General features: G+C 58.3%; 12 protein-coding genes. 7 read left to right on the top strand and 5 right to left on the bottom strand.

Annotated elements, in window-relative coordinates:
• Positions 1-66: 66 nt before the first annotated feature.
• The 3 genes from LMG28727_RS04740 to LMG28727_RS04730 form a co-directional block, all read right to left on the bottom strand.
• A complete protein-coding gene (locus LMG28727_RS04740; protein ID WP_201641138.1) occupies positions 67-921 on the bottom strand; it encodes a MurR/RpiR family transcriptional regulator in 855 nt (284 codons plus the stop codon).
• Between the two features lie 226 nt (positions 922-1,147).
• On the bottom strand, positions 1,148-1,663 hold the full coding sequence (locus LMG28727_RS04735) for a gamma-glutamylcyclotransferase family protein (RefSeq protein ID WP_268960447.1): 516 nt from the start codon (positions 1,661-1,663) through the stop codon (positions 1,148-1,150).
• A 283-nt stretch (positions 1,664-1,946) separates the two neighbouring features.
• Complete coding sequence (locus LMG28727_RS04730) at positions 1,947-2,978, bottom strand: helix-turn-helix domain-containing protein (protein ID WP_201641136.1); 1,032 nt, start codon at positions 2,976-2,978, stop codon at positions 1,947-1,949.
• 251 nt (positions 2,979-3,229) lie between these two features.
• Here LMG28727_RS04730 and LMG28727_RS04725 point away from each other — a divergent pair, with 251 nt between their 5' ends.
• On the top strand, positions 3,230-3,937 hold the full coding sequence (locus LMG28727_RS04725) for a response regulator transcription factor (RefSeq protein ID WP_201641135.1): 708 nt from the start codon (positions 3,230-3,232) through the stop codon (positions 3,935-3,937).
• A 17-nt stretch (positions 3,938-3,954) separates the two neighbouring features.
• Here LMG28727_RS04725 and LMG28727_RS04720 read toward each other — a convergent pair whose 3' ends face one another.
• Together LMG28727_RS04720 and LMG28727_RS04715 are read right to left on the bottom strand one after the other, a co-directional pair.
• Positions 3,955-4,326, bottom strand: a complete 372-nt coding sequence (locus tag LMG28727_RS04720) for a response regulator transcription factor (protein WP_201641134.1) — start codon at positions 4,324-4,326, stop codon at positions 3,955-3,957.
• Positions 4,327-4,474: 148 nt separating this feature from the next.
• Positions 4,475-6,304: an ATP-binding protein gene (locus LMG28727_RS04715; RefSeq protein ID WP_236591626.1), complete on the bottom strand. Its 1,830-nt coding sequence runs from the start codon at positions 6,302-6,304 to the stop codon at positions 4,475-4,477.
• A 668-nt stretch (positions 6,305-6,972) separates the two neighbouring features.
• Here LMG28727_RS04715 and LMG28727_RS34500 point away from each other — a divergent pair.
• The 6 genes from LMG28727_RS34500 to LMG28727_RS04685 all read left to right on the top strand — a co-directional run bounded on the left by LMG28727_RS34500 (position 6,973) and on the right by LMG28727_RS04685 (position 15,121).
• Positions 6,973-7,563 carry a DUF3331 domain-containing protein gene (locus LMG28727_RS34500; protein ID WP_328810166.1) on the top strand — a complete coding sequence of 197 codons (591 nt, stop codon included), beginning with the start codon at positions 6,973-6,975 and terminating at the stop codon, positions 7,561-7,563.
• A gap of 170 nt (positions 7,564-7,733) precedes the next feature.
• Entirely contained in the window at positions 7,734-8,420 is a 687-nt protein-coding gene (locus LMG28727_RS04705) for a gamma-glutamylcyclotransferase (RefSeq protein WP_201641367.1), read from the top strand.
• A 51-nt stretch (positions 8,421-8,471) separates the two neighbouring features.
• The gene (locus tag LMG28727_RS04700) at positions 8,472-9,500 is read left to right on the top strand and encodes a LysR family transcriptional regulator (protein WP_201641132.1); all 1,029 of its coding nucleotides are present in this window, start codon (positions 8,472-8,474) and stop codon (positions 9,498-9,500) included.
• A 172-nt stretch (positions 9,501-9,672) separates the two neighbouring features.
• Entirely contained in the window at positions 9,673-10,461 is a 789-nt protein-coding gene (locus tag LMG28727_RS04695; protein WP_201641131.1) for an alpha/beta hydrolase, read from the top strand.
• 191 nt (positions 10,462-10,652) lie between these two features.
• The gene (locus tag LMG28727_RS04690; protein ID WP_201641130.1) at positions 10,653-11,828 is read left to right on the top strand and encodes an efflux RND transporter periplasmic adaptor subunit; all 1,176 of its coding nucleotides are present in this window, start codon (positions 10,653-10,655) and stop codon (positions 11,826-11,828) included.
• A gap of 17 nt (positions 11,829-11,845) precedes the next feature.
• Positions 11,846-15,121 (top strand): efflux RND transporter permease subunit, encoded by a 3,276-nt coding sequence (locus LMG28727_RS04685; protein ID WP_201641129.1) that lies wholly within the window; start codon positions 11,846-11,848, stop codon positions 15,119-15,121.
• Positions 15,122-15,129: the final 8 nt, after the last annotated feature.

Raw genomic sequence — 15,129 nt, 5'->3', positions numbered from 1 at the left:
CAAAGATCCAGATGATGACGGCGCTGCCTGACAGCAGCGCCGTTCACTCTTGTCATAGGGAAAGACTCAAGGCACGTATGCGCCCTTTGCATGCAACGACTGTTCGGCGATAGCCAGTTGCTCGACCGCGCCTGCGCCTTCGAGCGCAAGCAGATGCGCGACCAGCGATTCGGCAATCGCGGTCGCCGCCACCAGCGACGGAAAAAACGACGGGCTCTCGTGCGAAAAAATCAGCACCTTGTCGGCGTTCAGCGCGATCGGGGAAACCGCGCTGTCGGTGATCGCAATCAGCTTGCTGCCTTTTTCCAGCGCCGCTTCGGCGACACGCGCCGCCTCGACCGAATACGGTGCGAAACTGACAACAATTGTTGCGCTATCTCGCTCGACTGTGCGCAGTTGCATTTCAAGCGTGCCGGCCTCGCCGTTCAACAGCGACACGGACGAACGAAACAGCCGGTAACCGTATACCAGGCCAAACGCCACCGCGTAACACGACCGGAAGCCGGCCACGTGCACATGAGGAGCGCGCCGCAACAGACGCGCCGCTTCCACGATCACACGACCGTTGTGCGCGGCAGTCACATCGAGATTATGTTGTTGCGCGACGAGCAGGTCGTTCGCCAGCGCATCTTTCGATTTAACGAGTGAACGGGCTCGACTGGTCAGCGGTTCGGGGCGCGTACGCACCCGCGCGACGAACAGATTGCGCAATTCGTTCCAGCCGGGAAAACCCAGTTGCTGCGACAGGCGCACGAGCGAAGCCGGTTGCACCTGCGCGCGCTCGGCCACCTTGCGCATGGACGAGACCGCGACCTCGTCGGGATGATCGAGCAGAAAACCGGCTCCCATCTGGAACTGCGGACTCAGTTCGGAAAAGCGCGCCCGGATCAGGGCGGCAAGCTGGTCAAAACTGTCTGGCATGCGATAGTCCGGCCGAGCCGGCGATAATGATGACAACAAATGTTACCACCGGGTCTGGGGTGGTCAACAGTGGGTGAAAAAAGCTGGTAGTTCGCAAACGATTTCTGGTCTGTCGCAAATAGGGTGTCCCGGAGATTTTTTCGCAAACAATGTTGCCCTGAAGTCCGACTGCCACATGCGACGTCCGGTAGCCGGAAGGGATAGCGGCTGATGCTTCACGTCGCATCTAACGTGATGCGCTATTGTCTTTCCCGGTTCGAGTCAAGTCGGGGTCGTTGATGGCGATGGCAGCTTCGATTTTTCGCACGTAGTCTTCGGGCAAGTTCGCTTCGTGTGCGCCGACCAACACGTGCTGCTTGTACCAAGCGTATGGCGGCAGGCCGGACTGCCTGTTCGTAGCGACGTACGTCAGCGCGCTCATTTCGCCGGCATCCGTATCGACTCGTACAGCCGAAGGCTTGTAGCCGGTTCCTACTCCTTCGAATCTATCGAACGCAGCCCGTTCACTGCACAACACTACGAAAATGACGCCGTAGACCCGGTCGCCAACGCTTCCCGTGTGCTCACAGTCGCACTTGCCAGAGCCGTCTTTGCTAACCTTGTCGAACACGAGCTTGTAGCCAATCATAAAGCCGGTAGCAATGGTTTTCGCGGAAGGCAGCCTAGCGACGATGCGTCGGGTCGACATGTTGGAGCCATAGGCGAAATAGAAAAATTGGTTGTCTGCGGAGCATGTCTGCAATTTCCTTCGCTAGCCGCGAGACTCACGAGCCTCTCTGGAGGCTGCCCGGAAATATATAAACGTAGGTCACGATGCGTGATGACAACCAGGGCGTTCGCCGTGTGCGGCAAACGCCGCCATCCGAGACCGTTTGCCCACGTCTGCCCACGTTCAGTGCAGCAGTGGCCAAGCGAGGTATTCGACACGTGCGGCCGCTTGAGTACAAGCAGCAGCACGAAAACGGCTGAGCTCGAAGAACATAATTGCCTCGAACTTGCTCCGCAGTCGGGTGCAATTGGCGACCCTATGCACCACACGCACGGCGCCAGTCACCGGGCGTAGTCCCTGTTGCCGCCGCGAACGTCCGCGTGAAATGGCTCTGGTCTGAGAACCCGCATGCATCTCCGATTTCTGCAAGCGAAAATGAAGTGCGACGAAGCAGTTCCTTGGCGCGTTCTATCCGGTAGGCGCGCAACCACCGGAATGGCGGCATCCCGGTTGTGCTTCGAAATGCGTCAACGAACTGCCGTACCGACAGCCCGCACGCGATTGCAATTTCACTCAAAGGTGGCTCAACCAGCAGGTCCGCTACGAGCAAATCCTTTGCTATGCGCTCCTGCGTCTTCGAGAGCACCCGGCAGCGCGGAGGCAACGCCCCCCGAAAGCGTCCGTACGCAATGGCAAGCCGTTCGTACATGGCATGCGCGACATGGTCAAAGAAGAGACTGCCGGCAAGCTGCGGGTCTGCCATCGCGGGGACGAGAGCCAAACCCAGATGGTGTAAGACGGGGTCAATTGCCCGGTCGACGTCATCCAGCTCCCCTACTGGCGGCAAAGCGGATAGCCCGCAGAGTTCGTCAAAGGCTGGGCGCGGAATATGAAAAAGAACGCACTCAAAGGGGTCCGGCAGGTTCGCTACCGGCTCGTTGGACAGATGACCCAACATTATCGAACCCGGAGCATACGGCTCTGTCGGGACTCGTCGTCCTCGCTTCCAAAGCTCTGCCCCGCCCGAGTGTCGCAATTGCAACGAGAGGATATATGCATCTTCCGTGGGCATTGGGGTGCTCTTCCCTAGCCCATGCACGGACGAATACATATGAGTGGCGGTAAGCTGTGCCGTCTTCAGACTTGTTGTGGTTAGCGTGTGTGCCGTGTCCACGTTGAACAAGTGAGCAAACTCCCGGGCATAGGTGTTGGTCATGACACTCGAAGTCGCGAGGCGCACAGCGCCATCAACGCTGACTGATACCGGAGCATCGCCGGCCCTGACCGCTGGACCCGACTGCTTCAAACCGGATTCCGAAGAAGCCGTCGTTCCGCGCTGCTTTGCCATTGCAGCCTCCCAAAAATAAGAGAGGAGTCCGTGTCCGCCGCGGACCACCGACCGTCATTGTCGCAGGACTAACAATCCTCGCCTTACAGCGCACACCGCAGCAATTGTGTAATTAATTTGTAATGCAAGAACGGCGCAGGATACAAGCGACGGTGTTGTCGTTCTATACTTTACTCGCTTGAACGCGAAGAATAACTAACGCAAAAGGACGCCACCAAGCGCTAAACGAATCCCCGTTGGAGTGTGGCCAGATGTCCAATGGACTTGTTCTTCAACCATCCGTGAAATCTTCCAGCACCGCTGATTGGCACGACGCCGTTGTCTACGTCGTCGACGATGAAGCGCCAGTACGTCGCGCACTGGCGACGCTGATGCGTTCGGTCGACATGCATGTTGAGACATTCTCCTCTCCGGAGGAATTCCTTCAGCACCCGCGCCCTCCAGTGCCGAGCTGTCTCATCCTTGATGTCCGACTTCGCAACAAAAACGGTCTGACCTTCCAGAAGGAAATTTTACAAAGTGGACTGCGGATTCCCGTCGTATTCATGACCGGACATGGTGACATCGAGATGACCGTCAAGGCGATGAAAGCCGGCGCGATGGACTTCTTTGCCAAGCCATTTCGCGACCAGGACATGCTCGACGCCATCGGTCAGGCGTTGGCCCGCGACGCTACACGACTTCAATCTGAACTTGCGTTGGCCGAGCTACGGGCGTCCTATGAGACTCTCTCACCTCGCGAGAGAGAGGTAGTACCGTTCCTCCTGGCCGGCCTGCTTAACAAACAGATTGCTTCGGAAATGAGCGTGAGCGAAATCACAGTCAAGGTTCACCGGGGTCAGGTGATGCGCAAGCTCAAATCGCGCTCTTTACCGGACCTTGTCCGCAAAGCAGAGGCGCTCGGCATTGAACCACACGAGGTGCGCCCCTCGTCTGGAACGAGTGGAACCAGGCAATAGCAGCTTCGTACCGACGCCTATGGTGAGCCGATTGCGACAGATAGCCAGTGCATTATCGCGGATGGCTGATAGGGCTTCTGAAGAAGGACGAGAGCGCCATTCCCAGTCGCTCTCGCCTGCAAAGCCGGCGTCGGATACGCGCTGATAAAGATGGTTGCCGGCGCCGCGCCTTGGGCAACGAGGCGTTCATGCATTTCCACTCCAGACATGCCAGACATCCGGATGTCCGAAATCAGGCACGCCGAAACAGCAGCCTCCCCGGACGCCAGGAACGCCTCTGCTGACTCAAAGAGGCGCGCCTCCCAGCCAAGTGAGCGCACAAGGCTCCCAAGCGCACGACGCACTCCCTGGTCGTCGTCGACAATGGATACAACAGGAGTTGTTTGCAAAATCGCGGCCCCTACGTCTCTCCCAGTGAATAACGCGGGTGTCGGACACCCGTAGTCTTGTAACTTAGAGACTACCTTACGGACGCGACCGGCGCGATGATACGATTGTATAAGCGGGTTGTACCCGACAACATCCGCTCGTCTTCAGTCAGGCTGTGGCGATAGACGCCTGAGCCGTGGGCAGAATAACGCTGAAAGTCGCACCGCCCTCGGTGTTGTTGGAGGCCAGAATCTGACCGCCATGCGCCTCGATAATCGAGTTGCAAATTGCGAGTCCCATGCCCATGCCGGTGGTACGGGTGGTGAAGAATGCATCGAAGAGTCGTGGGAGATTTGCGGCACTGATGCCCGGGCCGCTGTCTCGGACAGCAAGTACAACGTTGTTGTCACCGTCGGTCGAGGAACTCACCGTCAGCCAATGCTTGCCCGGTACTGTGGCCATCGACTGCAACCCGTTGATGATGATATTGATGAGCACTTGCTGGAGTTGCACGCGGTCACCCGACACAACCGGCGTGTCAGACGCGAGGTGCAGCACGAGACAGCAGCAGTGGCTCTCCATCTCGCCCTTTGTGAGCGCAACTACTTCGTCGACCAGTTCGTTGACCGCCACGGGCGCGTGTTCGGGCGGTGCACCCTTCATCAGTCTCCTCACCCGCTGGACGATTTCGGCTGCCCGAGCTCCCTCAGTAGTCATCTCGGTCACACAGCCTTCAACTTCCTCCATGTTCGGCGGATAGCGGTGCAACCAGCGCAGACAGGCTTCGCCGCTTGTGATGATGGCCGCAAGCGGCTGTCCAACTTCATGGGCAATTGAGGCGCTAAGCTCGCCGAGCGCCGAGACACGACTGGCACGAGCGAGTTCACTCTGCGTCTGTCGAAGTTGCGTCTCAGTCTCCCGGGCGCCAGTCACGTCCATCACCGCACCAATGAACTGACGCCTGCCGCCCACCGCGTCGGAAGCATGCGCCACAACGTGCAGATGCTTTACCCGGCCGTCCGGGAAAAGCAGCCGATGCTCGATGTCAAAGTCATCCGCCGTGCCGCTCGCCTCCGAAAGCATGCGCTCGAAAATATGGACGTCCTCCGGATGAAGCCGCTCACGCACAGTATCAAGGGTTGGCACACGGTTGGGGTCGGACTCAAAAATCCGGTGCGCTTCCTCAGACCAGAAAAGCTCGCCTGTGGCGATGTTCCAGCCAAAGCTTCCCGTATGGCTAAGTTGCTGCGCTTCGGCAAGGTACTGCGCCTGACTTTTCCTGACGAGTTCTTCGGCCTGCCTGCGCTGCGTTATATCGTTGTTCGTCTCCAGGGTTGCGCAGGGCTCGCCCCGGCTGTCGTGCTGGAGCGTCCAGCGGCTCGCCACAATCGCTGCGGAACCATCGCGTTTGATATGCACAAGGTCGCCTTCCCAGTACCCATCACGTGACAGTACCCGTTGTATTTCTTCCCGCGGCACGAGAAAAACGGTTTTGAGAAGGTTGTCGACGACCTTACCGACGGCTTCCTCCTTGCTCCATCCGTAGAGCGCCTCCGCCGCGTGATTCCAGTACGTAATCACGTCCTGCTCGTCACGTACGAAGACAGTATCGTGAGTTAGGTCCAGCAGTCTCGCTTGTTCCCGCTGCAAACGCTCGGATGTCCTGATACGTCGAACGAGCGAGGTAATAGCAATCGACGTGATAAAAAAGGCCGCGATTGGCACAATGTCCTGCGGCTTATCGATTGCAAGGCTAAAAATGGGTGGTGTGAAGTAGACGTTGAGCAGCAGGCCGCCCACAACCGAGAAAATTGCAGACGAAATGAAACTGTCCAGCAAAGACAGCAGCACGATGACAATCAGCATGCAGAAGCCAGCGGTGGCTATTCTGAGGTGAAGGGTCAGGCAAAGCCAAGCCATGGCGCAAAGGGCAACGCTGCCGCCAACCCATAACCGCACTAGGTAGCTCCACTGACTGTTCCTGTCCGACGAACCCATCTTGCCGCCCACGTCCCCTCCCGTGGCGTGCCGCTGGCCTCTCGCCCGACGACCCGCGCAAGCCCCGTTTCGACGCCTCCCCCATCTTTACTCCGTTGAAAGGAAAGGACTTTCTGATGCAACGCGTACAGACTCCATCATATACAAACGTATAAATGCGGTGCAGGTTTGGCTACTCGTTTCCCCTCGAAATAACCACCGGCGCTTAGGTTATTTCAAGAGAGTGCGTTATACGGCTGTATATCCCCCTTACGCCTTCGCGGCAGTGTCATACCCCACCGTAGAATGGATTCCTCCTCCTGTCGTACCTACTCTTCAGTCATCGCGATGGCGCGCGACTGATGGCAATACGGATTCTCGTAGCACCTCACAACCATCCTTCCGTCGCTGACCGCGATAAGGCAAGCAGACGGTCATTTGATGCTAGCTGCCGTGCCTGGCCTTCTCCCTTTAATCGACGCATGACAGCTTCAAGGAACTAGCCGTGTCACACACTCTGCATAACTGGATATTTATCGGCGCCAATGCCTACGTCGAATACACGTTTGTCAGTTGGCTTCACAGAAACGTCTATAGACGGACGGTGGACTTCCGGCAGGTCTGTCTTCAGTAGGTTCACTTAACCATGTTGGTTGTTCGATAACGGCATTAACTCTTGATGAGAGGAAATGATGTTGAACACTCAAGCGCTTCCTCGGCTGGCGGAATCACCGGCTGACTCCGACAAACCAGATTCCCCGCGTCACCAGCCTTCGCTTCGCCAATCTTCGGGTTCCCCCTCGCAGTCCGAAGCAGCGCTCATCGGACTATCACATGGGCGCGGTCGGGTCGGCCGGCGCCGTCCCGCCGATATTTCCGTTCCTGAGACGGACCCCTGGCTACGAACGCTCGCCGCTCTCCAGCGGTTTTCCGAGCCGCCGGACGACTCTGTCAATCCGTTTACCCAGCCGGAGTATCGATACCCACCGTCGCAGCGCGCAGCGGGCGACTCCCAGATGAAAACCTTCAACCTGACGGTTCTGGAGCACATGGCCAACTCTCGCGTATGCCTTTCCTGGCACGATCCGACCTCGTGCAATTACGAAGAACAGGTCTGGACCCCCGGCCTCGCCCGTCGCTCGGGGAGATGCGCGCTGTCAGGCGCACACATCAGAAAGGGCGACGCTGTGCATCGCCCTCAGACACGTGGCAGTGCGCCTCCTGCGAATAGTGACGCGATGATTCTCACGTCAGCGCTCGCACCGGTTCGCGACGGCTGAACGGCGTCCGATTGTCGCTTCTGAGTGGCCAAAGCGTCTCCCGTAGGAGTGTTTATCTGGTATTACGCCACCGTCATACTGTCGCCAAACGTGGGGACATGTTTTCTGCGGCGTCTACCAGCGCCGTCGTGCAATGCCCCATCAACTTGGAACCTGACGGGGCGATGGCGATGTTGACAAGAGAGGCGATTAGCTCAGGGGCGTACCTTGAACATTTCGAGACGCTGCCGAACCAGTGGACCCTGGAGAGAATCCTCAGTTCCCTCACAGAGACCCTTCAGGCGCGGCCGCCTGATGCGGCTAACAGCTGGATTTTCGCCTACGGCTCACTGATGTGGAACCCGATGGTGGAGTTTGAGAAACGGCAAACGGCAACGTTGCACGGCTGGCACCGAAGCTTTTGTCTGCGCATGGTTGCAGGTCGCGGTAGCCCCGACCGTCCGGGACGCATGCTCGCACTGCGCGAGGGTGGCCACACGAACGGCGTAGCGCTGAAGTTGCCGGCCCTGACGCTGAACGATGAGCTCCAGCTCATCTGGATTCGGGAGATGGTGCTGGGTTCGTACCGCCCAACGTGGGCGTCCATAACTTTGGACGATGGCACCAAAACGCATGCTCTCGCGTTTGTTGCAGATGAGAGCCGCGAGCAGTTTGAGCCAGATTCCCGTGTGGCAACCGTTGCGCCACTCATCGCCACAGCAACGGGAAAGTTTGGAAGCAATACCGAGTACCTGCTGAAACTGCATGAGGCTCTGTTCGAGTGCAGGTTGCAGGACTCCTATATCGAAGAGCTCGCGCGAGAGATTGAGCGCCTGTCGCGACGCGCCTGCTGCGATGTACCCGGCGCCTCCGAATGAGTGCAGCGGCTCACCACGAGTCGCTCACCGTAATTGCCTTAAGTGAGAATCATGGACAAACTTCAAGCGATGCAGGTCTTCACACGGGTAGTCGACACCAACAGCTTCTCCGGCGCGGCCGACTCCCTGCACATGACGCGTTCGTCGGTGACGACCATTATTCAGGCTCTTGAGGCCTACCTGAAGGTGCGCCTGCTCAATCGCACGACTCGCCGCATCAGCCTTACTCCGGACGGAGCCGCTTACTATGAGCGCTGTTCGCGCATCCTCGCGGAAGTCGAGGATTCCGAAAGCTCGTTTTCACGGGCATCAGCTCCGCGAGGAAAACTGAAAGTTGACATGCCGGGTTCTATCGGACGGCTCGTGGTCGTCCCCGCGCTGGACGACTTTCACTCGCGATATCCGGATATCGACCTCATGCTTGGCGTCGGAGACAGGCCTGTCGACCTGATTCAGGATAGCGTCGACTGTGCCATCCGTATCGGCCCGATGCAAGACTCCACACTGATTGCGCGACGTGTCGGCGTGTCGGAGTTTGTCACTGTCGCAAGCCCCGAATACATTGCCCGCAACGGCAAACCGTCGTCACTCGAAGAGCTTGAGACACACACGGCCGTCAACTATTTCTCCAGTCGGAATGGCCGCATTGTAGAGATGGACTTCGTCGTTGACGGCGAGCCGATCGAGGTCCGGATGCGCTCTAAACTCGCCGCCAACGATGGCGATGCCTACCTTCAGTGCGGATTACGAGGCCTCGGACTCGTTCAGGTGCCTCACTTTCTTGCGATGCCCCATATGGAATCGGGCGCGCTGGTCGAAGTACTCGGCAAATGGCGCCCCAGCCCGTTTCCGATTTCGGCGGTATATCCACAGAACCGTCACTTGTCCCCGCAGGTTCGCGTGTTCGTTGAATGGGTTGCCGAACTGTTTGAGAACTGTCAATTGCTTCGCGCCGACAACGTTCTCCCGTCCGGTATCGCCCAATACGTCAAGCATCGCCAGTCGTCTAGCGCCGCCGGCCGCGTGCTGGAGTCAGCGCGTGCCCTGGGTGCGCGCCGCAGGGATTTGGCGCCTATCTAGGCGGACCGCCCAAGACGGGAGCGATGCCATATGGCGCCCGTTCTATGACAGCACAATTCGCTACGAACGAATTGTCTTATCGGAAGTGAGATGTTTATCCCGCAGCCCGACGTATGCAGAATTCCTGCTGCTTGAACCTCCTTTACTTTTGGCGCATCGCGCAGACACTTCAATGAAAGCAAAGCTGGACATTAGGGACATCGCGATTGCAGGACACGCACAGAACATCACGTTGCGTAGCTTCAATCCGTCCGCTCACAGCGGTGCGCCAATCGTGCTGTATTTCCATGGCGGCGGCTTCGTCAAGGGTTCGCTGAGTGAAGCCAGCAAGCCGGCTTCACTCATTGCGGCAAGAGTTCCGGCATGGGTCATTGCCGTGGGTTATTCGCTCGCCCCGGAATTTCCTTTTCCAGCCGCAACTGAGGACGCCCATCTAGCTCTCGAGTGGGCGGTTAAAAACGCTCGAGAGTTTCGTGTGGACTCGAACCGGATTGCCGCGGTCGGACATGACGCCGGAGGCAACATCGCAGCGGGACTTGCCGCCATCGCGCGCGACCGTGGCGTGCGTCGCCTGTCGGCGCAGGCGCTACTTGCACCAATGCTTGACCCGAGCATGACCCGACTGATAGATGGAAACCGCTCGAGAAAGAGCGACCTTGCGCCCGAAGATTGCGCGCGGTCATACCGGGCGTATCTTCCACTCGCAGCTCAGCGCATTCATCCCTACGCTGCGCCACTCGAATCACGGCGCCTGGGCACGTTGCCTCCGACGCTGATAGCGACCGCAGAGCAGGACCTCGTGCGCGCCGACGGCGAGACCTATGCAAGAGAACTTATTACGGCGGGCGTGCCGGTTGAGATGACTCGCCATGCCGGCGTCTGCCATGGCGAACTTATCTCGCACACACCGGCACTCAACGATGTAGTCGAGTTTCTGCGCAAGCGGCTCGCATCTGATTGACCGGGCGGAATTGTCGCTTCTCTGAATACAAAGAAACCACTGTTCGATACTTTATAACAAGAAACACGGAGTCCATACTTCCGTCAACGCTGTACACCCAATGATTGGTGTAAGGCAAAGACGGCGCTGAACTGAAATCCAAACCTGTCACGTTTTTACAGACCGTCTTTAATCTATCAGGATTACTACTCATGCTTATCAATCGTAAACGACTCACTGCCGCGCTCGGTGCGCTGGCAGTTGTCGGCGCAGTTGCAGGCATTGGCTTCACCCACGGGACCACCTCGGGTCCGGTGAGTGCAGCTCGGGCCGCTGACGCGCCGCCACCGGCCACCGAAGTTGACGTCGCGGTTGTCCTCTCGCAGACCATCACGGATTGGCAACGCTATTCGGGCCGCCTCGAAGCCATTGACCACGTCGACGTCCGCCCGCTCGTCGCTGGCACCATTGTTGCCGTCCACTTCAAGGACGGCGCGCTGGTGAAAAAAGGCGACCCACTTTTCACGATTGACGCTCGCCCTTATCAGGCTGAAGTTGACCGCGCCGCGGCCCAGGTTGCGGCAGCAAAAGCGCGCGCGATTTACACGGCGACCGATGCAGCTCGTGCTGACCGCCTGCTCGCCGACAACGCAATCGCGAAGCGTGACTACGACGAAAAGCAGAATGCTTCTCGCGAGGCTGCTGCGGGTGTAAAGGCCGCTGAGGCGGCTCTGGAAGCCGCACAGGTCAATCTCGGATACACCAGCATTACAGCCCCGGTAACGGGCCGCGTATCGCGTGCTGAACTGACCGTGGGCAATGTCGTTTCGATTGGTGCGAGCGCGCCTTTGCTCACGACGCTGGTCTCGGTGTCGCCGATTTACGCGTCGTTCGATGTCGACGAACAGACGTATCTGCAATACCTGGGCCGCGACCGGAATTCGAAGGTGCCGGTGTCGCTGGGCCTTGCGAATGAAGACGGGTACTCGCGCAAAGGTGCGGTTACGTCAGTTGATAACCGGCTCGACACATCGTCCGGCACGATCCGCGTGCGCGCGACCATCGACAACGCAGACGGCGCACTTGTTCCGGGTCTCTACGCCCGCGTCAAAGTTGGCGGCGGTGAGCCCCATCCGGCCATTCTGATTGACGATGCGGCCGTCGGCACCGACCAGGCTAAGAAGTTTGTGCTGGTTGTCGACCGGGCGAACAAGGTCGTCTACCGGGAAGTCCAACTGGGCGGTCTGCACGACAACCTTCGCGTCGTGACCTCAGGGCTCAAGGATGGTGAGCGGGTCGTCGTCAACGGCATGATGCACGCCAAGCCAAGCGACACCGTCAGCCCGCACATGGTCAACATGGCCGACGCCGCCAAATCCGCTGCGTAACACGTGAGAAGGTCACCATGAACATCTCAAAATTTTTCATCGACAGGCCAATCTTCGCGGCCGTTCTGTCGGTGGTGATTGTGCTAGCGGGTTTCATCGCGCTAACAAAATTGCCAACGGCCGAATACCCGGAAGTTGTGCCGCCGTCGGTTGTAGTTCGCGCACAGTATCCGGGCGCGAATCCCAAGGTCATTGCTGAAACTGTCGCCTCTCCAATCGAGGAGCAGATTAACGGCGTCGAGAACATGCTGTACATGCAGTCGCAGGCTAATAGCGATGGCGCGATGACGACGACAGTGACGTTCAAGCTCGGCACGGACCCCGATAAGGCACAGCAACTCGTGCAGAACCGGGTTTCCCAAGCCATGCCGCGTCTTCCCGAGGACGTACAGCGCCTGGGGGTCACCACCGTCAAGTCGTCGCCTACTCTGACGATGGGTGTGAACCTCGTGTCGCCGAACGGACGGTATGACCTCACATATCTGCGCAACTACGCCCTTATCAACGTCAAGGACCGGCTTGCACAGGTCCCGGGCGTTGGCGAAGTTGCAATGTGGGGTGCTGGCGACTACTCCATGCGCGTGTGGCTCGACCCGACGAAGGTGGCCCGTCAGAACCTGACGGCAACCGACGTCGTGAAGGCGATTCGCGAGCAGAACGTTCAGGTTGCGGCCGGTATCGTCGGCGGCGCTCCGATGACGACGAACGTGCCGATGCAATTGAGCGTGAACGCACAGGGCCGGCTGAAGACCGAGGAAGAGTTCCGCAACATCATCCTGAAGACATCGTCGGACGGCGCTGTGACGCATCTGAGCGATGTGGCTCGCGTGGAGATGGGCGCAGCGGAATATGCTCTGCGCGCAAGCCTCGACGGCAAGCCGGGCGTGCAACTCATCATCTTCCAGCAGCCCAATGCCAACTCACTTCAGATTTCGACCGATGTTCGTCGAATCACGGCAGAGTTGCAGAAAGACATGCCCGAAGGTGTCGAAGCGAAGATTGTCTACGACCCGACGCAATTCGTCCGGGAAAGTATCGACGCGGTTGTCCACACTCTCTTTGAAGCTATCGTTCTTGTCGTTATCGTTGTTATCGTCTTCCTGCAGACCTGGCGAGCCTCTCTGATTCCATTGCTGGCAGTGCCCGTGTCGATTGTGGGTACGTTCTCGTTGATGCTGGCATTCGGCTTCACCATTAATGCTTTGTCTCTATTCGGCATGGTTCTGGCCATCGGGATCGTGGTCGACGATGCGATTGTGGTGGTGGAGAACGTCGAGCGAAACATCGCTGCGGGCCTGACGCCACTTGAGGCTTCGTACGAAGCGATGCGGGAGGTTAGTGGACCGATTGTCGCCATTGCGCTGACTCTCGTAGCCGTGTTCGTGCCGCTGGCATTCATGTCGGGCCTGACCGGTCAGTTCTACAAGCAGTTCGCGATGACGATTGCGATTTCGACCGTCATCTCGGCGTTCAACTCGCTCACACTGTCGCCCGCGCTTTCAGCGCTGCTGCTGAAAGACCATCACGCGCCCAAGGACTGGCTCACCCGAATCATGGACCGCATTCTGGGACCGTTCTTCAACGTGTTCAACAAGGTGTTCCATCGTGGCTCGGAAGCGTACGGTAAGGGTGTCGGCGGCATCATCAATCGCAAGGCCGCGATGATGGTCGTCTATGGAGTCCTGCTGGGCGGCACGTTCCTGTTCGGCAAGATTGTGCCCGGCGGCTTTGTGCCGGGTCAGGACAAGGACTACCTCGTTAGCATTCTGCAGTTGCCTCCGGGTGCATCGCTCGACCGGACAGAGAAAGTCGTTCATGAGATGGGCATCATTGCCCGCAAGCAGCCGGGTGTCGTGCACTCGCCGGAATTCCCGGGCTTGAACGTTACCGGCCTGATGAATTCATCGAGCAGCGGCCTGGTGTTCCCTGTGATGAGCCCGTCGAAACATCGCACCAGGGATGAATCGGCAACGGCAATTGTCGGAAATCTGAACAAGGAATATGCGGGCATCAAGGACGCAATGATTGCGCCCTTTCCACCCCCTCCGGTGTCGGGTCTGGGTACTATCGGCGGGTTCAAGCTGCAGATTGAAGACCGTGGCGCACTGGGTTACGAAGCGCTGAACAAGGCGGTTCAATCGTTCCTCGCGGCTGCAGCAAAAGCGCCCGAACTCGGCCCGTCTTTCTCAAGCTATCAGATTAACGTCCCGCAACTGAACGTTGAACTGGACCGCGAGAAAGCCAAGCAACTGGGCGTCTCCGTGACTGACGTGTTCGACACGATGCAGATTTACCTGGGCTCGCTGTACGTGAACGATTTCAACAAGTTCGGTCGTGTCTATCAGGTTCGTGCGCAGGCTGATGCTCCGTTCCGCACCTCGGCTGAAAGCATTCTCCAACTCAAGACCCGCAATGCATCGGGTGAGATGGTCCCGCTGTCGTCGCTCATCAAGGTGACGCCGACGTTCGGTCCGGAGACGGTTATTCGCTACAACGGCTTTCTCGCGGCGGATATCAATGGTGGACCGGCGCCGGGATATTCGTCCGGCCAGGCAATGGCCGCTGTCGAACGCATCGCGGCTGAAACTTTGCCGCACGGCATCAAGTTCGAATGGACCGACCTGACATATCAACAGATTCTGACGGGCAACGCAGCCTTCTGGGTGTTCCCTATCAGTGTCCTACTGGTGTTCCTCGTGCTGGCCGCCATGTATGAAAGCTTGACGCTGCCACTGGCGATTCTGCTGATTGTGCCAATGAGCATTCTGTCCGCGCTCTTCGGCGTGTGGCTCACCCGGGGTGACAACAACATCTTCACCCAGATTGGTCTGATGGTGCTGGTGGGGTTGTCGGCGAAAAACGCGATTCTCATTGTGGAGTTCGCACGTGAGCTGGAAATTCAGGGCCGCACGATTGTTCAGGCCGCGATTGAAGCCTGCCGTCTGCGTTTGCGTCCGATTCTGATGACCTCCATCGCGTTCATCATGGGTGTGATTCCGCTGGTTATCTCCACTGGAGCAGGTTCAGAAATGCGTCGCGCAATGGGTATCGCCGTCTTCTTCGGGATGCTGGGAGTAACGCTGTTTGGTCTGATTCTCACCCCTGTGTTCTATGTAATTCTCCGCAAACTCTCTGGCGGCAAACAGCTCACGGACAAACATGGTAAGCATCCGCACGTTCATGGTCCGCACAGCCACGATGGCGAGCGCGACAGCAACGGTGGCAAAGGTGGCTCCGCAGGCGGTTTAACCGCTCCCGGTGCGAAAGTACCGGAACCAGCCCTTCAGGAATAAGGAGACCG

This window comes from Paraburkholderia metrosideri, assembly GCF_904848625.1.
GTDB lineage: Bacteria > Pseudomonadota > Gammaproteobacteria > Burkholderiales > Burkholderiaceae > Paraburkholderia > Paraburkholderia metrosideri.
Note: the sequence above shows the minus strand (reverse complement) of the source record. Positions and strands in the feature narration are given on the sequence as shown.